This is a genomic window from Mycobacterium sp. NTMscope_Eco_3, from assembly GCF_976985685.1.
The window spans coordinates 256,178-280,887 of the sequence record NZ_CDRJYZ010000001.1 but is presented as its reverse complement, the minus strand read 5'-3'; the positions used below and the strand labels follow the sequence as shown (position 1 = coordinate 280,887).

Here is a 24,710-nt window from a genome sequence, read left to right as displayed (position 1 = left end):
GGTTGGTCAATGCCGGTCACCATCGACCCGCGCCGCCATGACGCGGTGCTGTTCGACACCGCGTTGGACCGCACCCAGGCGCTGACCCGGCGATTGCGCGAAGCCGGCGTCGACACCGGCGTCTTCGCGTCGAACGGTAACGTCCGCGACACCCTGAGTGAGGCAGCAGACAAGCTGTCGGTCCGCCCGGGGCGATGCGCCGTCCTTACCGACAACGCGGCTTGCGTCCAGGCCGCGCGCGACGGCGGATTCGCGTTGGTCATCGGCCTCGACCGAACAGGGCAAAGTGACGCCCTGCGGCGCGTCGGCGCCGACGCCGTGGTCGGCGATCTGGATGAGGTCGCCGTGCGCACCGGGGACCACCGGATGTCCCAGCTACCCGATGCTGTGCAGGCCCTCGGTGCCCTCACCGACCGGAGGCCGGCCATATGTTCTTCGACTTCGACGGCACGCTGTCGGACATCGTCGACGATCCCGCCGCGGCCCGGCCCGTCGCCGCCGCGGTCGAGGCGCTGCGGAAGCTGGCCGCGCAATGCCCGGTCGCGGTTCTGTCCGGCCGCGACCTCGCCGACGTGTCACAGCGCCTCGGTGTGCCCGGGATCTGGTATGCCGGCAGCCACGGTTTCGAGCTGACCGCACCCGACGGCACACACCACCAGAACGACGCCGCGGCGGCGGCCACACCGGTGCTCGAACAGGCCGCCGCCGAGCTGCGCGACCGGCTCGACTCGATCCCCGGAGTTATGATGGAGCACAAGCGATTTGGCGTTGCGGTCCACTACCGCAACGCCGCGCGGGACCGCGTGGGCGAGGTTGCCGCGGCGGTGCGCGCGGCGGGCCGGCGGGACGGACTTCGGGTGACGACGGGTCGCGAAGTCATCGAGCTGCGTCCGGACATGGACTGGGACAAGGGAAAGACGCTTCGCTGGGTGATCGATCACCTGCGCGAGGCCGACGCGCGTCCGCTGGTGCCCATCTATCTCGGCGACGACATCACCGACGAGGACGCGTTCGACGCGGTCCGCGATGATGGTATCCCGATCCTGGTGCGACACAGCGAAGACGGCGACCGCGCCACCGCCGCGCTGTTTGCGTTGGACAGTCCCGCGCGCGCCGCCGAGTTCACCGAAAGGTTGGCACAGCGGTTAAGTGACGCCCGCGTAAATTAGCGACGGCAACGGTTCTAACGGCGCTCAGGGTGCCAACATTCGAGTGATCCAGCACGACGGTGTCCCCATTCGGCGGTGGCACGAGGTTGGCGCGACATGCCGGGACATGAAGCGTTGGCCGCCTCACGCGCCACCCTAGGTAGCCGATCAAGACGGGGCAATCACTGCCATGCCGAGCGCCTCGGCGGCGTCGCGCATGCGGTCGTCGTAAGTGCACAACCGGCCAAGATCCATGCCGAGCCGCTGGGCAGTCGCCAGGTGAATTGCATCGAGGGTGCGTAGCTCGATTGGCAGCAGCCCACCAGCAAGATCGAGCAATCGGTTGTCGATGCGTAGTAGGTCTAGGCTCGCGAGCGCCCGGCGTCCGGCTCTTCGGGCTGATTCACCCTTGTGGAGCAGAGCCCGCATGACCTCCGTCCGCGCAAGGGCACTCGACACCCGCGGCAGCCGGGTGCGAAGGTAGCGACGCAGCGCATCCGACTCTGGCTCACGAACTGCAAGCTTGACGATTGCGGACGAGTCCAGGTAGATGGCCGCCATCAACGCTCGTGCTCACGCAGGCGCGCAAGCGTCACGGACGGCAGCTCGATACCCGTTTTGAGTCGGACCGGCTCGGGAAGGTCATCAAAGTCAAGCGTCGCACGTTCGATCCCGCCGCTTGCCAGCATCTGCTGGTACGGACCGCCCTCCGGCATCGGCGAGAGAAGGGCGATAGGCCGACCACGGTCGGTGATCTCGATCGTCTCGCCGGCCTCGACCCGACGGAGGAGTTCGCTGGCCCGCTGCCGCAGCTCACGAACGCCCACCGTAGACATGTGCTAACTGTAGCACATAGCTGTTTAGCTTAGCGCCCGAGCGATCCCCCCGAAGCCCGCCGAATGCGGGACAGGTCATGGCTGGACGGCAGGCCAGGCGCACCAGTGAACGCCTGCGCGCCGGGGCGACGTACCGGGTTCTAAGCCATCGGCTAGGCCTCCGCGTACTCCACCGCGCCGTCGTCCAACACGATCCGCGCGTTCGCGCTTTCGGCGCCACAAGCCTCCGTCCGAAACACCGCCTTGCCCGGTTCCGTCCGCCAGATCAGCGTGGTCAGCGTCTCCCCTGGAAACACCGGCGAGGTGAATCGCGCCGCTATCGACGTGACGTTGGCGGCCACGCCCTTGCCCAGCTCGGCGACCAGCGCGCGGCCCGACACCCCGTAGGTGCACAGCCCGTGCAGGATCGGCTTCGGGAAACCGGCCATGTCCCTGGCGAACCACGGGTCGCTGTGCAGCGGGTTGCGGTCACCGGAGAGCCGATAGATCAGCGCCTGGTCCGCACGGGTGGGCAGCGCGATCCGGGCATCGGGCTCGCGGTCGGGAAACTCCGGCGCGATCGGCCGCTGACCCGGCACTCCCCCGAACCCGCCCTCGCCCCGGATGACCAACGTGGTGAGTGTCTCGGCGATCAGCTCCCCCGAGTCGGGGTCGGTGCCGCGGCCGCGCAGCACGATGATCGCGTTCTTGCCCTCGCCCTTGTCCTGGATGTCCGCGACCTCGGAGACCACGGACAGCTTGCCCGCCGGCGGCAGCGGTGCGTGCAGCCGGATGCCCTGCGACCCGTGTAAAAGCATGGCCCAGTTGAACTTTCCGATCTTGCCCGCCGCACCGAACGCCGGGCAGCAGATCACCGCATAGGTGGGCAGCACCTGCTGGGTGATGTCGTGGCTGTTTTCGGTGGTGAACGATAGGTCGTCAGTTCCGGCGCCGACACCGAGCGCGTAGAGCAGCGTCTCCCGGTCCGTCCATTCGAACAGCATCGGCTCCGTCGTCGCACCGACGGCACTCGGGTCAATCGCCATACGAGTCTCCCTTCAAGCTTTTCTGCCACCCAACCATCGCAAACCCTTCCCACCGGCACCGTCGGCGGGGCAGGCTATCGCCATGCGCAATCCCAGCTTGATCAGGAAGGCCTCAAAAGCGGTAGCCGTGCTGGCCGCAACGGTAATCGTCGGCGCCTGCGGCGGGTCACCGCAGGCCCACAGCATCACCGTGACGTTCGTCCGGCACGCGGAGTCCGAGACCAACGCCAGCGGCGTCATCGACACCGACGTGCCGGGCCCGGGCCTGACCCCGGAGGGCAAGGGGCAGGCCGAACAGGTCGCGCACCAACTCGCCCACAACAAGTACGACGCCGTCTACGCCTCCACCATGGTGCGAACGCAACAGACCGCCGCGCCGTTGGCCGCCGAACTCGGCAAGCAAGTCGAGGTGCTGCAAGGCATCCAAGAGATCAACGCCGGCTGGTACGAGGGCAAGCCCGTCTCGATGGCCCCCTCGACGTACCGGCGGACTGGCTCAACGGCGACGTCGGAGACCGCATCCCCGGGTCGATCACCGGCAAGGAGTTCAACGACTGGTTCACCGCGGCCGTGCAGAAGATCTACAACAGCGGCCACAACCAACCGGTGGTGTTCTCGCATCTGTACGCCATCGAGTACTGGACGCTGATGAACACGAAGAACGCCAAGGACAGCCTGGCGACCAGTCATCCGCTGCCCAACGTCGGCCGCGTGGTGATCACCGGAAACCCGATGACCGGCTGGACGCTGGTGGACTGGGACGGCATCCGCAACTTCGCCGGCTGATGCCTGGACAGCATGGTTGACGTGCGCGGTGTGACCCGCCACGATGGCTTGCATGCGCTATGTCGTTACCGGCGGTACCGGGTTTATTGGTCGCCGCGTCGTACCTCGCCTGCTGGAAACCCGGCCGGACGCGCAGGTGTGGACCGCTACAGCCCGCAGGTGCGTGCCGAGCTGTTGGCGATGAGCAGCGCGACGATCGACCGCTACCTGCGTGCGGTCAAGGCGCGCGACCAGATCAAGGGGAAATCGACCACCAAGGCCTCCCCGTTGCTGCGGTCTTCGATCAAGATCCGCAAGGCAACCGACGAGGTCGAGGGATCTCCGGGGTTCTTCGAAGGCGACACCGTCGCGCACTGCGGTCCAACCCTCAAAGGCGAGTTCGCCCGGACCGTCAACCTCACCGATATGCATATCGGTTGGGTCTTCACCCGCACCGAACGCAACAACGCCCACACTCACATCCTCGGCGCCCTCAAAGCCGGTGTCCATGAAATACCTTACGAGGTAACCGGTTTGGACTTCGACAACGGAACCGAATTCCTCAACAAGGCCGTCATCAAGTGGGCTGCGCAGATGGAGATCTTCTTCACCAGGTCGCGGCCGTACAAGAAGAACGATCAGGCCACAATCGAGTCCAAGAACAACCACCTCGTCCGCAAGTATGGGTTCTACTACCGCTATGACACCGACGAGGAACGTGCGGTGCTCAACCGGCTCTGGAGGCTGGTCAACGACCGGCTCAACTACCTGACGCCCACCATCAAACCGGCTCTGCGGAAATGAGCGTGCAGCAGTGGTTGGCGGATATCCGCGGTGGGGGTTCGTGTCGTTGAGCTGAGGTGGGGCCTCGGTGGGTGACGATTCAGGTTCCTACACGCCGCTTCACCAACACCACCGAGGTGACCCTTGCCTGAGGCTACTGCCTGCCCGCCGTCTGTTGTTGCCGACACGATCATGCGCACCATCGAGTTGGGGGTGACGATCACCGACGCCGCGGTCGACGAGAAGACGACGACGATCTTCTGCAGGCCGGTGGCCTGTGACGCCAGGTGTCCGGACTGCGGCCGGGAGGGCCGCTACCGCGACACTGTGACTCGGCCGTTGACGGATCTGCCGGTGGCCGGCTACCCGCTGGTGCTGCAGGGTGCCCTACCTCGCTACCGCTGCACAACGCCAGCGTGTGGGCGGGCAGTGTTCAACCAGGATCTGGGCAAGTTGGCGGCCCCGCGCTCATCGACGACGCGGCGCTGTGCCCGGTATGTATTGCGGCGGTTGATGATCGACCGCACCACCATTTCGGCGATCGCCGCCGAACTCGGGGTGTCCTGGCATACTGTCAGCTCCATCGCGATGCGTGCGACCGCCGGCCTGATCGCCACAACCGGGCCGGATCGGCTGGCCGGGGTGACGGTGATCGGTGTCGATGAGCATCGCTGGGCGCCTCGGCGTCGCGGCACAGAGGGGTTCGTCACGCTGATCATCGACCTCACGCCTACCCACGACCAGACCGGCCCGGCACGCCTGCTCGACCTGGTCGAAGGACGCTCAGCGACCGCACTGGCCACGTGGTTGGCCGCCCAACCCACCGACTTTGCCCGGGCCGTGGAGGTCATTGCGATGGACGGGTTCGCCGGCTACAAGACCGCCGCCACCGAGGTCATCCCGGACGCGGTCACCGTGATGGACCCCTTCCACGTTGTGGCTTTGGCCGGGACCAAGCTCGACCTGATCCGCCAACGCATCCAGCAGCAGACCCTGGGTCGGCGCGGACACACCGGTGACCCGCTCTATGGGATCCGGCGCATCGCCCGAACCCGCCTGCAGCTGCTCTCCCCACGCCAATACACCCGGCTGACCGAGGTGCTCGACGGCGACGACCATCTCGCCGTCAAGGTCGCCTGGCTGATCTATCAGAAGATCATCGCCGCCTACGCCGACCCGAACCGACGTCACGGCAAGAAGGCAATGACCAGGCTGATCGAGTCGATACGGCGCGGCGTACCCGCCGGATTGGAGGAGATCGCCCAACTCGGCCGCACGCTATCGCGCCGCCGCGCCGACATCCTGGCCTTCTTCGACCACCACGTCTCCAACGGACCCACCGAGGCCATCAACGGCCGCCTGGAAGTCGGCGCGGCGTACCCGCCGGATTGGAGGAGATCGCCCAACTCGGCCGCACGCTATCGCGCCGCCGCGCCGACATCCTGGCCTTCTTCGACCACCACGTCTCCAACGGACCCACCGAGGCCATCAACGGCCGCCTGGAAGCATTGCGCCGCAACGCCCTCGGATTCCGCAACCTCACCCACTACCGTTGGCGCTCACTACTACACAGCGGAGCACTCCACCAACTTGTCAATGCACTCTGAATTACGAAGAGCCATCAAACCCATCGGCTACGGCGCTGGCCGCGACGGCCAGCGCCGCCGCCTCTACGACGAGCCCATGACCCCACTGGACCGGCTGCTGGCAGCCGGGGTCCTCTCGCCAGCCCAAGAATCGGAGCTGCTTGCCTACCGCGACACCCTGAACCCCGCCGCGATCGCACGCCAGATCGCCGATCTACAAGCCGCCCTGCTCAGACTCGCCAAGAACAAGACCGAACACCTCTACCTCGCCGCCATCCCCACCGCCCTACCCGAGGTCAGATCCGGCATCCGCATCCAGAACAAGACCGCCAGTTGACCTCGTTTTCGCGGGCATTCCTTACGTGATGCATGGATCAGGTTTCGCGGGCAACTTGACGTGATGCATCACGCCCCCGACGCAGCATGTGAGAAGTTTCCTTACTGGAATCAAGATCGCCGAGGTCGGCAACGTGGGCTGACGGCGTTGCCGGATTCCGGGATTCACGTCGTGAGAACGAATCGTGGCGAGAGGACAGCTGCAGCCGGACACTCCTCGTCCGCGAATAAGCCCTGAGGCCAGGGGGAACCGCGGGAGCTTGACGGATCCGCCGTGTCCGCCGATACGGCACCGGGATGGCTTTTGTCTGCAGTGGAGCTTGCCTGTCTCGAATAGCAGATCCTCATCTGCGTTGATACACCGGGCGTTCGGTCGTCGCTATCTTGTCAAAGCGACCTCGAAATAATCTCTTTCATTATTTCGTTAGACCCCGCGTAGATTTTCTGTACTCGCTGATCAACCCAGAGACGCGAAATCGGATACTCCGTCATGTATCCGTACCCGCCGTGCAGCTGCAGGCAGTCGTCGAGGACTTTCATCGCCCGTTCCGTCGTCCACCATTTGGCCATCGCGACAGTTTGCACGTCGAGCTTACCGTCGAGATGCAGACAGATGCAGTGGTCGAGGAACACTCGCGCAATCCTTGTTTCGGTGGCGGCTTCAGCGAGGGTGAACTTGGTATTTTGGAACCCGAAGATCGTTCGCCCGAATGCTTCTCGTTGGCGCGTGTATTCGATCGTCTGGTGCAAGGCCAATTCCATGGCGGCAACCGCTCCGACCGCGACGATAAGTCGCTCCTGCGGCAGTTGCGTCATCAGCTGAAAGAAGCCTTGCCCCTCGGTGTCGCCTAGCAGATGCGTCTTGGGGACGCGCACGCCGTCGAAAAACAATTCAGATGTGTCCTGACCGCGCTGACCTATTTTGCTGAGGACTCGTCCTCTCCGGAACCCGGGGCGATCGGCTTCCACGACGATCAGCGAGATACCGCTGGCGCCTTGGGTATGGTCGGTCTTGGCCACGACGACGACGAGATCGGCTTGCTGACCATTGGTGATGAACGTCTTCGAGCCGGTGATGACGTACTCGTCCCCATCGAGGACGGCGCGCGTCTTCACGCTTTGAAGGTCAGATCCGGTTCCAGCCTCCGTCATCGCAATGGCACCGATCAATTCGCCCGACGCCATCTTGGGCAACCACTGCCTTTTCAGGTCTTCCCGTGCGTAGTGCAGGATGTAGTGTGCGACGATGCCGCTGTGCAGGCCGGCGCCCCACGAACTGTCCCCGATTCGAGCTTGCTCTTCGAGCAGAACTGCTTCGTGCGCGAACGTCCCGCCGCCGCCGCCGTATTCGACCGGCATCGACATGCACAGCAGGCCCAGCTCGCCTGCTCGTTCCCACACCGCCCGGTCGACATGGTGTTGCTCGGCGAAGCGCTCTGAGTGGGGTGCAATCTCAGTGGCAACGAACTTTGCGGCGAGATCACGAAGCGCTTCCAATTCCGGGCTGAGCCAAGGTGAGGCGACTGTCATGGTGTCCTTTCGGTTAGGTGCTGCTGACGACGTTGGCGGCTTTTCGGGTTAGCCGCAGTACACGACCTGGTATTCGCCGGCGCCGTGGCGTGCTCTCAGCAATTTTTTGTCGTATTTGCCCACACTGGTTCGGGGAACCTCAGCAATGAACGCCCAGCGCTCCGGGATCCACCACTTGGCGACCGCGCCGTCCAGGAAGACCCGCAATTCGTTGATATCCAAGCTGGTTTCGGTCTTCGTGACGATCAACGCCAAGGGTCTTTCCTGCCACTTCTCGTCGGGCACGCCGATCACCACCGCCTCATGCACGGCTGGATGGGCAACGAGCGCATTCTCCAAGTCGACCGAGGAAATCCATTCGCCACCTGACTTAATGACGTCTTTTACCCGGTCGGTAAGCGTAAGGTAGCCGTGTTGATCGATGCGACCCACGTCGCCGGTGCGCAGCCATCCTTCGTCGAGCTTGTCGGAGTCGTTGTCGCCGAAGTACGAGCCGGTGACCCACGGTCCGCGGGCCTGGATCTCGCCGATAGACCGTCCGTCCCAGGGCAGGGTACGGCCATCGTCGCCACGCAGCCTAATCTCGACACCGCAGACGGGACGACCCTGACAAGCGCGTAGCTCCCATTGGCGCTCGCCGTTGGTCCCCTTCGGCGCGCGCGCCACGGTTGCCAGCGGCGAGGTTTCGGTCATCCCCCAGGCCTGCAGGATCGGGACACCGAATTCACTCTCGAAGTGCTCCATCAGTGACCTTGGAACGGCCGACCCGCCGCAGGCGACCAGGCGTAGCGACGAAATATCGTGCTCCGGTTCGGATTCCAGGAAATGCTGCACGTCATTCCAGATCGTCGGTACCGCACCGGCCACGGTCGGCTGCGTGTCCTCGATGATGGCAACCAACGGTGCCGCCTGCAGGTATCGGTCGGGCAGCACGAGGTCGGCTCCACACATCAGCGCGGAATAGATCAGCCCCCATGCGTTCGCGTGAAACATCGGGACGATCGCCAAGACGCGGTCTTCTTCACCGATGGACAGCACGTTGGGTGTGCAGCCAGTCAGCGAGTGCAAATAGGTGGAACGATGACTGTAGACAACACCTTTCGGGTTTCCGGTAGTGCCGCTGGTGTAGCACATCGCCGCGGCCGACCTCTCATCGAGCTCTGGCCAGTCGAATTCGCCGTCTTGATCAGCAAGCAGGTCCTCGTAGCGCAGCACGTTTTTACCGCTGGCCAGCAGCGGCTCCAGGTCGCCGTCGCCCGCTGCGATCACGGTGTGCACCGACGACATCGTCGGCAGTGCCTTCGCTAGAAGCGGTGCCACAGAGACGTCCGCGATGATGACCTTGTCGTCGGCGTGATCTGAAATGTAGCCAAGTTGTTCTGCGGTGAGTCGAAGGTTGAGGGTGTGAAGCACCGCGCCCATCGACGGCACCGCACAGTAGGCTTCCAGGTGTTCCTGATTGCTCCATTGGAAGGTGGCCACGCGCTGATCGTCAGTTATGCCCAGACTCCGTAGTGCGTTGGCCAACTGGCTGATTCGTCGCTTGAGCGCACCGTAGGTCGTTGTGCGGTAGCCCGATCCGGTCGGCGTGACGACTTGGCTGTCAGCGTGGATGGATGTCGCGTGCCTGACGATCGAGGCTACGGTCAAGGGGATATCCTGCATGGTGCTTTGCACAGGCACAATCCTTCAAACTGCTAGTTGGTGAATGAGTCCGGCACTGGAGGAGGTTCGTAGATGAGTTCGCCGTAATTGTCGCGCAGCGCGTCGATGATTTCCGTGAGGGGAAGGTCGTCGAAAACACCACGGTCATGGAGGTATTCCAGGTGTTGAGAGCCGTCGCCTGTGTAGGCGTGCAACATGGCGTCTCGCTGACCGTCGAATTCGATGGGAGCGACGCGGAAGCGCGCGCATAACTCGCGGTTGAATGCCGGTGTGGCCTTGACCCACCGACCATTCAGCAGTATTTGACTGTAGCCGTGGTAGACGAAAACGTCCGAACCACCCATCCGTTCACGGAGACTCGCGGTCTGTAGATGGTTGCGGACGTCGGCGAAACCCAACCGCGCCGGAATCCCCGCGGCGCGACATGCAGCCGTCAAGAGCACCGCCTTGGGGACACAGTAGGCGCGCTCGGCGACGGCGACCGCGCTGGCTCGGTACTGGCGCGGGTCGTCGGAGACGGAATACGGGTCGTACCAGATCGAATCACGGACAGCGGTGAAGATGCGGCACGCCTTATCGACGGAATCGGTGGCGTTGCGTGTCGCCGATTCGGTGAACTGCTGCACGGCATCGTGTTTCCAGTCGAGGAATTCGGTGGCTGCGAGGAACCGCGCAAATTCTGTCTTCATCGGCGGCGCAGCGTGATCGGTAACCCGTCGACCGGGATCGGCAGCGATGTGTTGTCCCAGCGGATGCGGTAGTCGGTGTCGAGGCCGAAGGTGAACGTGCGCAGCATCTGGTGCAGGATCGCTTTGACCTCGAGGGTGCCGAAGTGCATGCCGATGCATTTGTGCGCGCCACCGCCGAAGGGCAGCCACGCGAAGCGGTGAGCTTGGTCCTCGCGGCGCGGGTCGTCGAAACGTAAGGGGTCGAAGCGATCCGGGTTATGCCAGACTTCGCGGACGAAATGGTTGACGGCGGGAGTGATCGCCACAAGCGTGTCGCGGGGAATGTAGTGGCCGTCTATTGCGGTGTCTTGCACTGTTTTGCGCATGACTAGCGGGACCGGCGCCACGAGTCTCATGGATTCCTTGATCACCAGATCGAGCGACCTGAGCGCTTCCAAATCGTCGATCTCGGGTGATCGGTCGCCGAGAGCATCGCTTTCGGCGCGAACCCGATCTTGCCATTCTGGATGCTTTGCCAGGTAATAAGTTACCGCGGTGGTGGTGATGGTCGATGTGTCGTGAGCGGCCATCATCAGAAAAATCATGTGGTTGATGACATCGGAGTCACTGAAACGTTGTCCGTCTTCGGTGCTGGCATGGCACAGCGCGGCGAACAGGTCATTGCTGTTGCCGGCCCGGGCGGCCGGCAAGTGCCGGGCGAAGTATTCCTCAAGCACCCGTCGGCCGCGGACCCCGGCGCGATAGCGGGTGCCGGGAAGCGGCGCGCGGACGAGTGAGCTGGCCGCGCGTACCGTAGCGACGAACGCCTGGTTAATGGCGTCGCTGCTGTCTTTGCCTCGGCCACCCATGAACACATCGGTGGCGATGTCGAGGGTCAGGTTTTTCAACAGCGGGTACATGCGGACGGACGGGCCGGTCGGCCACGTGGGCAGGGTTGCGCGGACGCAAGGGGTCACTTGGGTGACGTAGCCGGCCAGTCGCGGCCGCGTGAAGGCCTCCTGCATGATGCGCCGGTGCATGAGGTGTTCGTCAAAGCTCATCAGCATCAATCCGCGGTGGAAGAACGCGTCGATGAGAAAGGCCCAGCCGTCTTGCGAGAACGCCTTTGCGTTGGTGGTGAGCGCCTCCTGGGTAGCTTGGGGGCCCGCGATGACCGCCATTTTGGTACCGAACGCTCCCATCCACGAGACAGATCCGAACCGTTCGTAGCGCTCTCTGCCCAGGTCGGACCCAAACCGGATGTAGTCGAGGGTGTGCCCGACCAAGGGGAGCCCGGCATCACCGAGAACCGGTCGCAATCCGCTTCCGGCCGGGGGCGCGGCTAGTTCACGCACTGGCCACCGCCGACTCCACCGGCGAAGTCCGTCGTCCACCCGTTGCGGCGCGGGAATCAAGATGACCGAAGATAACCGTTCCCGGGCTTTATCGACGGGTGCGTGTAGCGGGTTAACCATTGTCGCTCCCCGGCCTGTGGTCGTCGTGGGATGGAGGATCGACCAGCTGTTTACAGTTGGGCCACCAATGTTAATAGTTATACATAATTGCCCTGTTTGTCAAACGGGTCCTTCGCGGTGGGGCGTGACAAAAGCGGTTGCTGCGCGCTAGCCGCCTGCCTGCGTTCGGCCCGTGCGTCAAGGAAACGTGTCTTCGGCCCTGTCTGTGAGAAACGCTCCGCTGAGGTGCAAAGCGTGACGCGCCTCGGGCAAGAGTCGAAACAGGGCTTGGAACACGTGAATCTGGCCGCGAAACACCTGAAGCCGCACGGATGCTCCTGCGGCGCGCATGCGCTCGGCGAGTTGACGGGAGTCGTCGAGCAGCATCTCCCTTCCACCGACCTGGATCAATGTCGGCGGCAAGCCGGTGAGATCTGCGGCGAGGACATTGACGCGGGGGTCGGTCGGGTGGGCATCGCCTACATAGAGGCTGAGCGCACGCGTTGCGGACCGGGCCGATGCGAAAGGATCGCGGCGGCGAGTTTCACGTGCCATCGCCAGCTGGCACGTCAGATCGACGACGGGGGACATGAGTAACATGCCATCGGGCGGCGGGGAGCGATGTGCGAGCGCGCCCAACGAGGTCGCGACGGCGAGTTGGCCGCCCGCCGAATCTCCCGCGATCGCCACCGTGCGGTTTGACGCCGATTCTTCAGAGCCGGTCAACCACCGGTAGGCCCTCAGTGCGTCGTCGGCGGCCGCGGGATACGGGTATCGCGGAGCCAGGCGGTAGCGGACGGCGAACACCGGCCTGAGCGACGCGGCAGACAGTTCGCCTAGCAGACCACGATGGGTCTGCGGGGAGCACATGGAAAAGGCGCCGCCGTGGATATAGAGAATCGGCGGCCCGTCCGGGTCGACGTCCGGGGCAACGATCCAGTCGCCTCTCACCCGATCGCCAGCAAAGACGGTGTCGACCTGTTCAACTCGCAATCCGCGCCGCGGGCGGGACGCAATGAGCGCCGCCCGAAGCACCCGGTCCATTACCGCGAGCCCGTACTGGTTAGACGGTAGTGCTTGCGTCAGTGGGCGCAGGATCCCGCGGGCCGACGTCGCGATGAGATAACTTGCCGTGCTCGGATGCTGTTCCGAGTAAAGGGTTGTCACGATGAGCTAAGTACCTTTTCAGTGGTGCGCCGCTCGAACGAATAGTCACCAAGGTCGAAGGTGCGACTACGCCAGAAAGATTCGAGGGTGGTCGTCGGGCGTAGCGGTACGTCGCCGTGTTTGTCGAAGTAGTAACTATTGGCGGTTGCGCAGCTGGGTTGCCAAAAGACTTGGCGGTGGCGGCGTTTGAGCATTTCGGCGAAGAAGCGGTCGTTGGCTTGCCGGGTTATTTCGACGTAGTTGGCGTGCCGGGACCGCGCATGGTGAAGGCATCGCACGATGTGCCTGGTCTGGGCTTCAATGAGCGTGAAGTACGAGGAACCGTTGTATCCATAGGGTCCGAAGATGGAGAAGTGGTTGGGGAATCCGGGCACGCTGACGCCTTCGTACGCTTGGAGCCGATTCTCGTCCCACCACTTGGCTTGATCGAGTCCACCGATCCCCCTGAGCGAATAGGTCGGCATGTTCTCCGGTTCCATCACTTTGAAGCCTGTGGCGAGGATGAGGACGTCGATCTCGTGCGATCGGCCGTCGACGGTGTGGACGGCGGCGGCATCGAAGTGGCTTATCGGACTGGTCTCGAGGTGGACGTTGTCTCGGTTGAATGTGGCCAGGTACTCGTTGTGAAAGCTTGGGCGCTTACACCCGAGCGCGTAACGGGGGGTCAGTTTTTGACGGACGGCGGGGTCGGTCACCTGGCTGCGCATGTACCGCAACGCGGCACGCTCGATGAGTGACGCCAAGGGAATGGCGGTGTGGAAGTGAGCGGCGACAGGGAACGTGACTTCGACGAAGGTTTGACTCGCTGCGCGCGCCGCGAGTTGTCCGCCGGGAGCGTATTTGAGGAACCCTCTTGCCAGCCGCGGCACCGGGAAGTCCAGTTTCGGCAGGCACCAGATCGGTGTGCGCTGGAACACGGTCAGCGCCTTGACGTCTTTCGCGATTGCCGGGATCAACTGCACTGCCGACGCGCCCGTTCCGATGACAGCCACCCTCTTGCCGGCGATGTCTTCGTTGTGGTCCCAGCGGGATGTATGCATGGTGATCCCGCCGAAATCATCGACACCGGAGATATCCGGCCGCTTGGGGCGTGTCAGGACGCCCGAGGCGTTGATCACGAAGCGCGCGGATAGGTCCTGTCCTGCGGCCGTGTGCAAGCGCCACAGGGTCGCGTCCTCATCGAACCAAGCTTCAGTCACCTTGACGGCGAAGCGGATTCGTGGGCTAAGACCGTACTTGTGCGCGCAGTGTCTTGCGTAGTCCTTCAACTCGTTGCCGTGCGCATACGTCCGCGACCATGACGACCGTTTTTCGAAGGAGAATTGGTAGCTGTACGACGGAATGTCGACGGCGATGCCCGGATAGGTGTTCCAATGCCACGTTCCGCCTACGTCGTCTGCCTCATCGACAATAAGAAAGTCCGAAAAGCCGGCTTTCAGGAGTTTTATCCCCATTCCGATCCCGGAGAATCCTGCACCGATCACGATGATTTCGAAGCGGTGCTTATCGCTGTGGTCCATACCGTCCTTCTGGCTTATCTGGGGGCTGATGCCAGGCACCTGTCGCCGACTGCCTAGCCGGAGCCAGTCGCGGCTCAAGCACGATCCACCATCCGCGGTGATGCTGCCTCGGGTGAAGCGGTTTGCGCCGAGAAACGAACACCTTCGCGCTTGTCGACGGACACGCGATCGTCGTTGCGCTGCCGTCCTCCTTTGCTTGCGCCGTGCGAACTCTCCGCGGCCAACTCGGGCCGCGCCCGCCTGGGCTTCTTGCGGGGAGGGGGCTGTGAACTCATCGAGTAATCGTCGAGCTCGACCCTCGCTAGTTGTCGGGCGAATTGGGTGGTGAAGCCGGGATACATGGTCCCGTTATAGCCGTCTTCGGTGAGGTACCAGCTCTTGCATCCGGAGTTCCACGTCGTGCCGGCAAGCCGACGCTGGAGTTGGGCGTGATAGCTGTTCTGCCGGTCCTCTTTGACGTCGAAGGTCTGAATACCGCCTTCGATGATTATGCCGATGGCGTCGACGATGTAGCGGATCTCCGCTTCCAGGTAGACCAAGGCCGAGTTGTGTCCTGGCCCGGAATTCGGCCCGAAGGTGAAAAAGAGGTTGGGATAGCCTGAGACGCTGACGCTCTTGTAGGCGTAGGCGCCGTTAGACCATTCCTCCGCAAGCTTTCGACCGTCCACGCCGGTGATGGGAAACGGTGTGCCGGCCTTGCACACATCGAAGCCGGTCGCGAATACGATGCAATCCACCTCGTGTTCGATGCCGTCCGCGGTGCGAATGCCGATGGGCGAGATGGTCGCGATCGGCCAGGTGATGAGTTTGCAATTGTTCTGTCGGAGAGCCGGATAGTAGTCGCTGGTCATCAGCATGCGCTTGCAGCCGGGCCGGAAGTCGGGCGTCAGTTGTCGCCGCATCCACGAATCTTTCACCTGGCGACGAAGGTTCGCCTTGGCCGCCCAGGCGATGGCGGTAGTGGCCGGGGTGTTCCACACCATGCCGACGGCCATGACTTCGTGCGCCCAAAACCATGCCTGGCGAGCGGCGCTCTGCAGAATCGGTAGCCGACCAAACGCGGCCTTGGCAACACTGGGGTGCGGAAAATCAGGCCGGGGAAGCACCCAACCGGGCGTCCGTTGAAACACTTTGACTGATCGCGCCGTCTTCACCAATTCCGGAACAATCTGCACCGCGCTCGCCCCGGTACCGATTACCGCAACACGTTTGTCGCTCATGTCATAGTCGTGATCCCAGCGCGCGCTGTGGATTTTGTGGCCTGCGTAGCTGTGCAGTCCGCGAATGTCAGGAAAATTTGCATTGGCCAGTGGGCCGCTTGCCATCACCACCGTGCGCGACCGGTAGCTTGACCCGCCATCCGTTTCGACGGTCCACGTGCCGCTGTCTTCGTCGAACGCCAGGCCGGTCACGTTGACGTGGAAACAGATGAAGCGCGCCAGCGCGTGCTTGTCGACCATGGCCTTGATGTAGGCGAGTATCTCGCTGCTTCCCGAGTACGCACGCGACCAGTCCGGATTTGGTTCGAAGGAGTACGAATACAACAATGACGGAATGTCGCAGGCGGCACCGGGATAGCTATTGTCACGCCAGGTTCCTCCGACCTCGCCCGCGCGCTCCAGGATGACGAAATCGTCGATACCCCGCTTGAGTAGTTGGATCGCCGTGCCAAGTCCGGCAAAGCCGGCTCCGATGATCAGAACACTGGTCGTGTCGCTCATCTGGCCACCGGTTCATAGGTCAGCTCATCAGTCCATGACGGCGTCTTGCCGAGCACTTGCGTGGGGAAGTGGTCGATCACCCTACCGAGGCGCTGCGAGATGAAGTGCAGCGGTTGGGAGTGCTTGATCGTGGCAGACATATGGGCCTTGAGGATGTGATAGGGGGGAACACGGCGGGTGTGCTCGCTGCGATCGCCGACGTTCGAGTAGCGGGTGACTGCGTTGTACAGCCTTTCCTCGGACAGGCCCCAGGCGTTCAGGTTTATCAGCATCCGGGTCAGCAGCGGGATGTAAAGCAACGCACCGGTAAGTACCCTCGGGTCGATAAGAGCTCCCACCGTCTGAATCGCATGGATCCTCATTGGGCTGGCGCCCAGGTCGTTGAGCACCTGAAAACCCACCGCCAGGTGGCGAGACTCGTCGCTGTTGACCTTGGCGAAAACTTCGCCGCACACGGGATCTGACACCTCGTCCACCAAAAACTTCAACAGTGCTCCGTCCAGAGCGGTTTCTAAAGCCGGTATGGCAGCACCGATCACCGTCAACGGAAGTGCTTCGGCGTATCGGTCCAGCCATTCGATGACCAGCCGGATGTTCTTGTTCGGCACCGGAGTCTCGCCCTCCTCGAGCATCCCCCAGCGATGCATGAGAGCGAGCTCCACGTTGGCGTGCCGCTGCTCTTCGGCGTGGAAATACCTGTAAATCTCACCCAACGCGTCGAACGGCGCCTTGGGGGCCATGGCCGCGAAAGCGCGGGCACCGACATGCTCGATCCATACCACGTCTGACATGAACTGTTTCAGGCTGGGGCGCTGTTCGTCGGTGATCAACTCGGCACCCGGTGCGTCCCAGTCGATGTCGGCCAGCGCCCACTGGCGGTCTTTAATCGTCTGCAGCATATCGCCGTATTCGAAAGCCATGTCTCCTCCTAGGTTGTGTCAACGCGTTATTCGCTGGATGAGTCCCATCGCGTGGGTGAAGGTACCCGGCATGGTTCTCTTGAGCTGCCAGAGGATTTTGGCGTCGAGTTGCGGCAGGACGTATAGCTGGCCGCGGTCGTGCGCATCCAGGGTGGTTCGTGCTACCGACTCTGGTGATACGCCGGTCCACTTCATCAAGTTGGCGGCTAGCGTGGCCGCCGATTCCTCGATGCGTGGATTGTCGACGATATTTGTTTTGACGAAGGTGGGGCATAGGACGGTCACCGTGACGCCGGTTCCGCTGAGCTCGGCTGCCAAGGTTTCGGACAGCGCGAGTACGCCCGCTTTGCTCACGTTGTAGGCGGCCATGCGGGGGGCCGCACCGAAGCTTGCCGCCGACGCGACGTTGATGAGCCCTCCGAATCCACGTTCCCGGAGCCGCGGGACAAAGACTTCGCAGCCGTGGATGACTCCCCACAGATTGACCGACAACGTCGCGGACCAATCGCTCGTGGATGTCGCACCGACGACGTTGCCTCCAGCGCCAATTCCGGCATTGTTGATCACCAGTCCGGGAGCGCCGCCGAACCACTTCTCGGCCGAATCGGCAAGATCCCGGACCTGATGCTCGTCTGAGACGTCGCAAACAACGCCGATGCCATGACCGCCCAGCTTGGAGATCAGGTCCGCTGTCTCCTTGGCGCGAATGCCGTCGATGTCGGCGCACACCACACGGCCGCCCCGGCGCGCCAGCTCGACGGCAAATGCGCGGCCAATGCCGCTGCCTGCACCGGTGATCACCGCGTCGGCACGGTCACTCCGGCGGGGGGGATTCCCAAACGGCAGCAGCCTCATCGGAGTATCCGCCGTTGCTGCGATCTGACGGTTGATTCCGTCGCTGCCTCGAAAGCAACTGGTGGCACCAGCCACCATTGTGGGCACATGCCGTCAGTTTGGTGTGACCTACGTTGCTTTGTCAAGATGGAAATGTGCGGACGAAGGCGAAACGATGGGGCGGGCGTACCGGCGCGGAACGCCGCGCGGAACGTCGGCAGCGTCTGATCGATGCCGCGACCGAGATCTGGAGCGAAAGCGGTTGGGCCGCAGTCACCATGAGGGGCGTTTGCTCCCGGACCAGCCTGAACGACCGCTACTTCTATGAAGACTTCAAGACCCGCGACGAGTTGCTGGTTGCCGCCTGGGACGGGGTACGGAACGAGATGCTCGGTGAGGTTTCCGCGACCCTCGCAGAACGCGTCGGGCAGCCGCCCCTCGAGACTATTCGCATGACCATCTCTATGGTGGTCGACCGCATCACACAAGATCCCGGCAGGGCAAAGATCTTGCTGACCCAGCACGTGGGCAGCTCACCGCTGCAAGACCGGCGCGCTGTTGCCCTGCAAGAGGCGACGCACCTCGTGGTCGCGGCGAGCAAGCCCCATCTGAGACCGGATGCCGATGAAACCGCGCTCCGCATGGACACCTTGGTGGCGGTTGGGGGCTTCGTCGAGCTGATCACCGCCTGGCATGCCGGCTTGCTCGACGTAAGTCAGGAGGAGATCGTCGAACACACCAGTCGGCTCGCCGAAACCCTAGCTGAACGTTATCTGGTGCACGCGCTCAGCGTCGATGACGTGCCCGGGACGCTACCGTCCTGATCGTGGGCGTCAAACCGGACACGCACTCAGCATCGCCGGGCGTGGCCGCGAGCCGATAGAGCGTTTGCCGATGCCCCGGATTCAGGAACCGGCGCCTCGCCTATGTTCTGCAGCAGCACGTAGGTGCCGAGGCTGCCCAGGAAACCTGCGCAGTGTTGGACGAGTTCATCAGTACTGAAGTCCAGTTCGCCGTCCAGCCAGCGGCGCAGAACCTCGAAGAGTCCTCCGACACCGAGGGTTGAAGCCAGATGCGCGACGCCCACCGCAGAGTCGGCGATATCCAGGTGAAGTCTGGCCTCGCGCAGCACGAGGTCGGCGAAACCGGCCATCAATTGGCTCCGCAACTCGCGAAGGAGTGGCTCCGTTGCGGATTCAACGAACAAAATGCGGGCCAGCCGAGGATCGTCTTCGATCATGTTGACCAGTGCGCGGATGGGGGCATACGCCAACACGTCGGGTGGCGCGCCGGCGTCTGGGATCGCTTGGACTATTACGTCTTGGAAGGTGGCATAGAGCTGCTGGTAGACGGCCCGCAAGAGCGCGTCGCGGTCGGAGAAATGCTGGTAGAAGTAACGCGAGGTGACACGTGACTCGGCGCAGACGGCAGTCACGGTGGTGGCGGCCACGCCTCGGGTACCGATCAGCTCGATAGCGGCGTCGATGAGACGTGTACGCCGGTGCTGATGGCGCTGCTCTGCAGACACTCCGCGATACACCCGGACTGAACGCATAGACACAGTTTGTCATCTAAATCTGACTAGGTATAAAGTCAGATTATTGAGGTCCGCTTGGAGATGGGAGTAGCACATGACCAGTGAGTCGCCCACACGGCCAGCAAAGAGGGTGCTGCCAAAGGCTCGCCGTGTCCGTTTCGCAATGCCTGCTGGGACCAGTCGCCAGCACTTCGTCGACGGCGACTTGGTGATGAGCCACTTTGTCTCTACCTTGTCGGCAACGTTCCCCGAGGGCGAAGACTTCTTCATCCGATCGGTGCGCCAGTACCGTGACCAGGTCAGCGACCCCGACCTCCAAGAGGCGGTCAAGGGATTCATCGCGCAGGAGGCCACCCACCGGCACCAGCATCGGCTGCTTAACGAGCGGCTCCAAGCGATGGGCTATCCGACCGACGGGATCGATCGGCACATCAAGAAGTTGGTTGACCGGCTCGAGAAGCGATTCTCTCCGAAGATGCGCCTGGCCGTGACGGCTGCCCTTGAGCACTACACGGCGACGTTCGCCGAAATCATTCTGACCAGCGACGAGGCACAAGAGCTGATCGGCGACACCGAGGTCCGGCCGATTCTGCTCTGGCACGCTTTAGAAGAATCCGAGCACAAGGCCGTCGCTTTCGACGTCTTCGAGACGGTCGGTGGAACCGAACGCACCAGGGTCTGGGGAATGCGGATTGCCACAGTCATCTTGTTCACCGAGTTGGTCATCCAGACCACTCGCTCTCTGGCGGGTGACCGCGCAGCCTACAACCCACTGCGCTTACTGCGCAGCCTTCGAGCCTTCCGTCGTTCCCCACTGTTCAGCCCGGACGCGGTGCAGCGCTTCCGTTCCTACACCCGCGCCGGCTTCCACCCCGACGACTGGGACAGCACCGAAGTCCTCGAACGCTGGGCCAAAGAACTCTTCGACTCCGATGGCGCCCAGCGAATCGGGAGCCGCGTCTAGCATCAACGGTGAGCGCGAGCAGAGAAGCACTGGCACTAGGTGGCTTACGAACTCGTCGTCGAAGGCGATCCCTACGGTACCGGCAGGAGCACACCGTCGATGAACCGGTCATTTCGAATTAGACGGGAGACTCATTCACCGCCGCGGGTTGTCGTCGACACAGACGCTGGCGCACCTACATGAACCGGGATGTTACTGGCCGGGGGCGCAGTGCTTGATCATCTCACCGAGGTTTTGGCCGACCCGCTCAGGTGCGATACCCACCGACGGCGGGTAGAGCATGATGTGGTCGAGTACCCCCTCGTAGCGGCGCAGCCCGGCGCGCACCTCGCTGGCGGTGCCAGCGACGCCCATCACGTCGATCATGTCGTCCGTCACCGCGTCGAACATGGCCGCAAAGTCACCGCGTGCGAAGGCTTCTCGGATAACGGCACCCTGTTTGGCGAATCCGCAGAAGTCGAGCAGCGGTTGGTAGGTTCTGACTGATGCGTAGAACGCGATCTGTTGCGCGACCTCGCGACGGGCGATTTCCGGGTCGTCGTGGATGGAGCACATGACCATTGACACAATCTCGACGTCGTCGGGATCGCGCCCGGTGCGTGCGGCGCCCTTGGCCACCGCGGGCCGCACGACTTCCTCCACGTAGGCGGTCGTGAAGAGCGGATGCCCGGCCAGCCCGTCAGCGACCCGGCCGGCGGCTTCGCACATCCGCGGGCGCACCGCGGCGGTGATGATCGGAATATCGCGCGCAGGCGGGTCTACCGGGCCGCTGGGGATGAGATTCATCTGGTAGAAGCGGCCTTCGTGGCGGACTGGTCCCTCGTGCAGGTTCCAGATGCGCCGAATAAGGGGTACGAGTTCCTCGACGCGCAGGGCGGGGGCGCTGGTATCGGCGACGCTGTGCCAGTTGCTCATCATCCGTTTGGTGCCGTTGCCGATGCCGAGCACGATGCGACCGCCGGACAGTTCGTCGAGATCGCGCGCCTCGGTCGCCAAGACCAGCGGGCTGCGTCCGACGCCGTAGAGAATCGACGACCCGATGCGACACCTGTCAGTCGAGGTGGCCATTGCCGCCATCGAGATGGATCCCGACCGGGTATAGAACTCCGATGCCCACACCGCGTCGAACCCGGCCTGGTCGGCCGCGGTGGCGGTGACCTTCATCGCGGCAAGGTCAGGGGCTAGGACAGAGAGTCCAAAGGTACTCACTACTGCGGCTCCATTGCGTTGTGTTGTGCTCCTGAGCGATGTCGGCGAGCCCGTTGGACGAGGAGCAGTCATCGTGGACCGGCCGGAAGCCAGTGCCGAACAGCTGCACCGGATCTCGCTGCTGCCAGTCTGTCAATCGTGCAACGCGAGCGCGCCTGTGGGGCAACTCGCCACGGCATCTTCGATCAGTGCCCTGTGACATTCGGGTGGCCCAGGATTCAGGATGTGGAGTTTCCCATCGTTACTGACCTCGAAGAAGTCGGGAGCCAGGCCTTCACACATCCCGATTGACGAGCATCGATCGCGGTCGACTGTGATTTTCATGCCACGCTGCCTCACGTAGTCGGGGTGAAGCGGACGGGAAGATGATTCACCCCGTGGAAGAAAGTGCTAACGGTATAGCTGGGTGGCCCGCAGACTTCAATATCAGGCAGGCGGTGCAGCAATTCCCGGAAGAGCGCGGCGAGTTGCTGCCGCGCCAGCTGATTGCCCAAGCAGTGGTGGATACCTCCACCTCCGAAGCTCACGTGCGGGTTGGGGTCCCGTGACAAATCGAACTTTTCCGGGTTGGTGAACACTGTGGTGTCCCAGTTGGCCGAGCTGTAAAAAAGTACGACCTTGTCACCTTCGGTGATCTGTTGTCCGCCCAGGTCGCAGTCGCGAGCTGCCGTTCGGCGGAAGGTCATGATCGGGGTGGCCCACCGGACGAACTCTTCGACCGCTCCTTTGATTCGTCCGTCGAAATCCTCCATCAGCCACGCTCGTTGATCGGGAAAGTCGGTCAAGGCTTTCATCGCATGACTGGTGCTTTGGCGCGTGGTGTCGTTCCCAGCGATCGTGAGAAGTATGAAAAACGAGACGATCTCATCTTCGGTGAGTTTTTCACCGTCCACTTCAGCCTGAACGAGGTTCGTCATGAGGTCGTCTTCGGGCTGCCGGCGACGTGCAGCGATGATTTCGCGGGCGCCGTCGCCTAGGAATCCCATCGCTTGGAAAAGGCGAGGTATGACTGGGTCGTCGCCCATCACCTCGGGGTCGCTCCACCCACCGGCATACCGTGATTCCCACGCGATGTCGCGGCGCATCGAGTCCGGCACGCCCATCATGTCGAAGATGTTGTGCATCGGCAGCAACGCCGCGCATTCGTCGACGAAGTCGGCCTTGCCCTGTGGAGCCAGGTCGTCGACGACGCGCTTCGCGTTGGCCTCGATCTGATGGTGGATCAGTCGCATCTGCTTCGGCGTGAATGCGGATGCCAGCAATCGTCGAATCTTGGTATGACGCGGCGGATCCATCGCAATGAAGCCTTGAGCGGTGTCGAGCAATTCCTGCGGGATCGACTCCATGACAATGCCCTGACCTGACAGGAAATCGTCGTGTCGCCGGGTCGCCTCGACAAGCAACGGATGCGTAACCACAGCCCAAAAGCCCCGGTCGTTCCCGTCGTCGATCATGGTGTGCTCGACTCGCGGGTGCCAGCTGATGGGAGCACGTTTGCGCAGTTCGGCGTATGTCTTCTCCCGGTCGGCGGCGGTGCCGGCCCAAAATGCAGTCGAGGACAAGTCGGCAGAATCATATGGACGTGCTGAACGCCGCTCCGCCGACGTTTTCAGTGCGGACGTCGTGCTGGCAATCATGAGAATCTCCTAAGGTTCGTGCGGCCCCACTCCAAGTGTTTACAATTATTCCTTCAGAGTCAACATTTGAACATAAAATCCTTAGTGTTAACGCGCCTCGCCTGCGGAGGAATGAACGCCCAAATAGCGAAGTGCGATCCGCGAGATGCGCTCCCCGGTCGTCTCGGCGTCGGCGGTCGGAAGCACGACGTGACTCACCGTCAGCCTTACCAGTGCATCGGCGACATCATTGACGTCATTGGCGTCCAGGCCTGAAAAGTGCTCGTTGAACCAGGTCACGAGGGCTGCCGAGGACAGCTCCAGTAGCGACGCAGAGGTCGGCAGGAGCGGCAACATACCGGTTGACTCAGCGACCGTCCTGTCCGTAGGCCGGTTCGATGTCAGCACCGCCTTCAAGAGCGGGCTCGCTTCCGCTTCCTTCAGTGTGTACGACACCGCAGCGGTGATGCCCCCGCCGACGTCTCCGGCGTGTTGTGCCAAAACTGCGTGAATGCCATTCAAGAAGCGTTCGCCTTCGGCCACAACCAGCGCGTCGCCCAGTCCCTGCTTATCGGTGAACTCCTTGTAGAGCGTCGGGCGGGACACGCCGACAAGCTCTGCGACTTCACCCATGCGAACGCGATCCCAGCCCTTCTCGATAGTGAGGGTCCGGGCAGCCCTCAAGACTTGCTCACGCATATGCCGGCGAAACGAGAGGCGAACGGACTCTGTTGGCATGGTGAGCAGGATATGCGTCTTGCACAAGTGTTCCGTCGGGGCTATCGAGGACCACGCCGACAACAATGCACTTCGCCGGTTTGGCTGTCCGGGTTCCGCTACTTCTCACCATGGCACTGTCATCATCCGGTGGAACTCGCGACATCGGCTTGGCGACCGCCACGCTTCGAGCTGATGCCAACGTCGCGATCGAAGTCTGGGGTTCCCCTGAAAAAATGGACACGGATAACTTGCTTCCGCGACAGGGTTCAGCGTCCGCTCGTAGTCGATAGGTGAGCGCGTCCCGATCGCTTAATGCCTTGGTTGATTATTGTAGAAGTTCATCCAATTGTCAACTCCTGCAATCAATTCCGCTTTGGTCGCGTAGGGTGTGCCGGTAGTAGCATTCCTGTTTGAAACTCGACCACAGCGACTCGGCGCCGACGTTGTCCCAGCATTACCCGCGCAGCGCCCACCGCGCGCGAACACCCCCCGCTGCACGGCCACGGTGACCAACTCGGTGCGCATGTGATCATCCACAGCCCAACCCAGTGCCCGCCGCGAGTGCTCGTCGCGGATCGCGCACAAGAACATGTCGCCCTCCCCGCAGCCCAGATAGGTGTAGGGGTCGGACCGGGGCGCGGTGTCGGCATTTCTACCGATCCGTTTCCCCGGCCCGCCCTCCGAACCCGCCGAGCGAATTTCTCCG

At 62.8% G+C, this 24,710-nt stretch carries 20 protein-coding genes and 4 pseudogenes; 7 read left to right on the top strand and 17 right to left on the bottom strand.

The window, feature by feature from the left end; translation table 11 throughout:
• Positions 1–9 precede the first annotated feature (9 nt).
• Positions 10–1,169 (top strand): annotated as a pseudogene (otsB, locus tag AC0KTM_RS01295) (trehalose-phosphatase).
• 147 nt (positions 1,170–1,316) lie between these two features.
• Here the strand turns inward: otsB and AC0KTM_RS01290 are convergent.
• From AC0KTM_RS01290 to AC0KTM_RS01280, 3 genes are all read right to left on the bottom strand, one after another.
• Positions 1,317–1,709: a type II toxin-antitoxin system VapC family toxin gene (locus AC0KTM_RS01290; RefSeq protein WP_007168407.1), complete on the bottom strand. Its 393-nt coding sequence runs from the start codon at positions 1,707–1,709 to the stop codon at positions 1,317–1,319.
• Positions 1,709–1,984: a type II toxin-antitoxin system Phd/YefM family antitoxin gene (locus AC0KTM_RS01285; protein ID WP_007168406.1), complete on the bottom strand. Its 276-nt coding sequence runs from the start codon at positions 1,982–1,984 to the stop codon at positions 1,709–1,711. Before AC0KTM_RS01285 ends, AC0KTM_RS01290 begins: the two co-directional genes overlap by 1 nt.
• Positions 1,985–2,136: 152 nt before the next feature.
• Positions 2,137–3,009: a MaoC/PaaZ C-terminal domain-containing protein gene (locus AC0KTM_RS01280; RefSeq protein ID WP_007168405.1), complete on the bottom strand. Its 873-nt coding sequence runs from the start codon at positions 3,007–3,009 to the stop codon at positions 2,137–2,139.
• An 82-nt stretch (positions 3,010–3,091) separates the two neighbouring features.
• On the opposite strand from AC0KTM_RS01280, the pseudogene AC0KTM_RS01275 reads away from it, so the two are divergent.
• The 4 genes and pseudogenes from AC0KTM_RS01275 to AC0KTM_RS01260 form a co-directional block, all read left to right on the top strand.
• Positions 3,092–3,795: pseudogene (locus AC0KTM_RS01275) on the top strand (histidine phosphatase family protein).
• A gap of 52 nt (positions 3,796–3,847) precedes the next feature.
• A pseudogene (locus AC0KTM_RS01270) lies at positions 3,848–3,955 on the top strand (NAD-dependent epimerase/dehydratase family protein); the annotation flags it as partial.
• Entirely contained in the window at positions 3,934–4,578 is a 645-nt protein-coding gene (locus AC0KTM_RS01265) for an integrase catalytic domain-containing protein (RefSeq protein WP_019731991.1), read from the top strand. The pseudogene AC0KTM_RS01270 and the gene AC0KTM_RS01265, both read left to right, overlap by 22 nt.
• A gap of 123 nt (positions 4,579–4,701) precedes the next feature.
• Positions 4,702–6,161 (top strand): annotated as a pseudogene (locus tag AC0KTM_RS01260) (ISL3 family transposase); the annotation flags it as partial.
• A gap of 705 nt (positions 6,162–6,866) precedes the next feature.
• Here the strand turns inward: AC0KTM_RS01260 and AC0KTM_RS01255 are convergent.
• From AC0KTM_RS01255 to AC0KTM_RS01215, 9 genes are all read right to left on the bottom strand, one after another.
• Positions 6,867–8,009: an acyl-CoA dehydrogenase family protein gene (locus AC0KTM_RS01255; protein WP_033712837.1), complete on the bottom strand. Its 1,143-nt coding sequence runs from the start codon at positions 8,007–8,009 to the stop codon at positions 6,867–6,869.
• A gap of 48 nt (positions 8,010–8,057) precedes the next feature.
• Positions 8,058–9,674 (bottom strand): long-chain fatty acid--CoA ligase, encoded by a 1,617-nt coding sequence (locus tag AC0KTM_RS01250; RefSeq protein ID WP_085981616.1) that lies wholly within the window; start codon positions 9,672–9,674, stop codon positions 8,058–8,060.
• 32 nt (positions 9,675–9,706) lie between these two features.
• Complete coding sequence (locus tag AC0KTM_RS01245) at positions 9,707–10,363, bottom strand: transglutaminase-like domain-containing protein (protein WP_007168400.1); 657 nt, start codon at positions 10,361–10,363, stop codon at positions 9,707–9,709.
• On the bottom strand, positions 10,360–11,817 hold the full coding sequence (locus tag AC0KTM_RS01240) for a cytochrome P450 (protein ID WP_186246574.1): 1,458 nt from the start codon (positions 11,815–11,817) through the stop codon (positions 10,360–10,362). The genes AC0KTM_RS01245 and AC0KTM_RS01240 overlap by 4 nt, the downstream gene beginning before the upstream one ends.
• Positions 11,818–11,994: 177 nt before the next feature.
• On the bottom strand, positions 11,995–12,963 hold the full coding sequence (locus tag AC0KTM_RS01235; protein ID WP_007168397.1) for an alpha/beta hydrolase: 969 nt from the start codon (positions 12,961–12,963) through the stop codon (positions 11,995–11,997).
• Positions 12,960–14,483 carry a flavin-containing monooxygenase gene (locus tag AC0KTM_RS01230; RefSeq protein WP_007168396.1) on the bottom strand — a complete coding sequence of 508 codons (1,524 nt, stop codon included), beginning with the start codon at positions 14,481–14,483 and terminating at the stop codon, positions 12,960–12,962. Before AC0KTM_RS01230 ends, AC0KTM_RS01235 begins: the two co-directional genes overlap by 4 nt.
• Before the next feature lie 74 nt (positions 14,484–14,557).
• Positions 14,558–16,204, bottom strand: coding sequence for a flavin-containing monooxygenase (locus AC0KTM_RS01225; RefSeq protein WP_007168395.1), 1,647 nt, complete (start codon positions 16,202–16,204; stop codon positions 14,558–14,560).
• Positions 16,201–17,124 carry a hypothetical protein gene (locus AC0KTM_RS01220; RefSeq protein ID WP_007168394.1) on the bottom strand — a complete coding sequence of 308 codons (924 nt, stop codon included), beginning with the start codon at positions 17,122–17,124 and terminating at the stop codon, positions 16,201–16,203. Before AC0KTM_RS01220 ends, AC0KTM_RS01225 begins: the two co-directional genes overlap by 4 nt.
• Before the next feature lie 18 nt (positions 17,125–17,142).
• Complete coding sequence (locus tag AC0KTM_RS01215; protein WP_007168393.1) at positions 17,143–17,979, bottom strand: SDR family NAD(P)-dependent oxidoreductase; 837 nt, start codon at positions 17,977–17,979, stop codon at positions 17,143–17,145.
• Positions 17,980–18,113: 134 nt separating this feature from the next.
• Between AC0KTM_RS01215 and AC0KTM_RS01210 the strand changes: the two genes are divergently transcribed.
• Positions 18,114–18,782, top strand: a complete 669-nt coding sequence (locus AC0KTM_RS01210) for a TetR/AcrR family transcriptional regulator (protein WP_023900852.1) — start codon at positions 18,114–18,116, stop codon at positions 18,780–18,782.
• 26 nt (positions 18,783–18,808) lie between these two features.
• Here AC0KTM_RS01210 and AC0KTM_RS01205 read toward each other — a convergent pair whose 3' ends face one another.
• The gene (locus AC0KTM_RS01205; RefSeq protein ID WP_057969459.1) at positions 18,809–19,513 is read right to left on the bottom strand and encodes a TetR/AcrR family transcriptional regulator; all 705 of its coding nucleotides are present in this window, start codon (positions 19,511–19,513) and stop codon (positions 18,809–18,811) included.
• A 76-nt stretch (positions 19,514–19,589) separates the two neighbouring features.
• On the opposite strand from AC0KTM_RS01205, the gene AC0KTM_RS01200 reads away from it, so the two are divergent.
• The gene (locus tag AC0KTM_RS01200) at positions 19,590–20,459 is read left to right on the top strand and encodes a metal-dependent hydrolase (protein ID WP_033712834.1); all 870 of its coding nucleotides are present in this window, start codon (positions 19,590–19,592) and stop codon (positions 20,457–20,459) included.
• Between the two features lie 192 nt (positions 20,460–20,651).
• On the opposite strand, the gene AC0KTM_RS01195 is transcribed toward AC0KTM_RS01200, so the two are convergent.
• From AC0KTM_RS01195 to AC0KTM_RS01180, 4 genes are all read right to left on the bottom strand, one after another.
• Positions 20,652–21,668 carry an LLM class flavin-dependent oxidoreductase gene (locus tag AC0KTM_RS01195; RefSeq protein WP_033717470.1) on the bottom strand — a complete coding sequence of 339 codons (1,017 nt, stop codon included), beginning with the start codon at positions 21,666–21,668 and terminating at the stop codon, positions 20,652–20,654.
• 132 nt (positions 21,669–21,800) lie between these two features.
• Positions 21,801–21,992: a ferredoxin gene (locus AC0KTM_RS01190; protein ID WP_074021704.1), complete on the bottom strand. Its 192-nt coding sequence runs from the start codon at positions 21,990–21,992 to the stop codon at positions 21,801–21,803.
• 11 nt (positions 21,993–22,003) lie between these two features.
• On the bottom strand, positions 22,004–23,305 hold the full coding sequence (locus tag AC0KTM_RS01185) for a cytochrome P450 (RefSeq protein ID WP_007168386.1): 1,302 nt from the start codon (positions 23,303–23,305) through the stop codon (positions 22,004–22,006).
• An 87-nt stretch (positions 23,306–23,392) separates the two neighbouring features.
• A complete protein-coding gene (locus tag AC0KTM_RS01180; protein ID WP_007168385.1) occupies positions 23,393–23,983 on the bottom strand; it encodes a TetR/AcrR family transcriptional regulator in 591 nt (196 codons plus the stop codon).
• Positions 23,984–24,710: the final 727 nt, after the last annotated feature.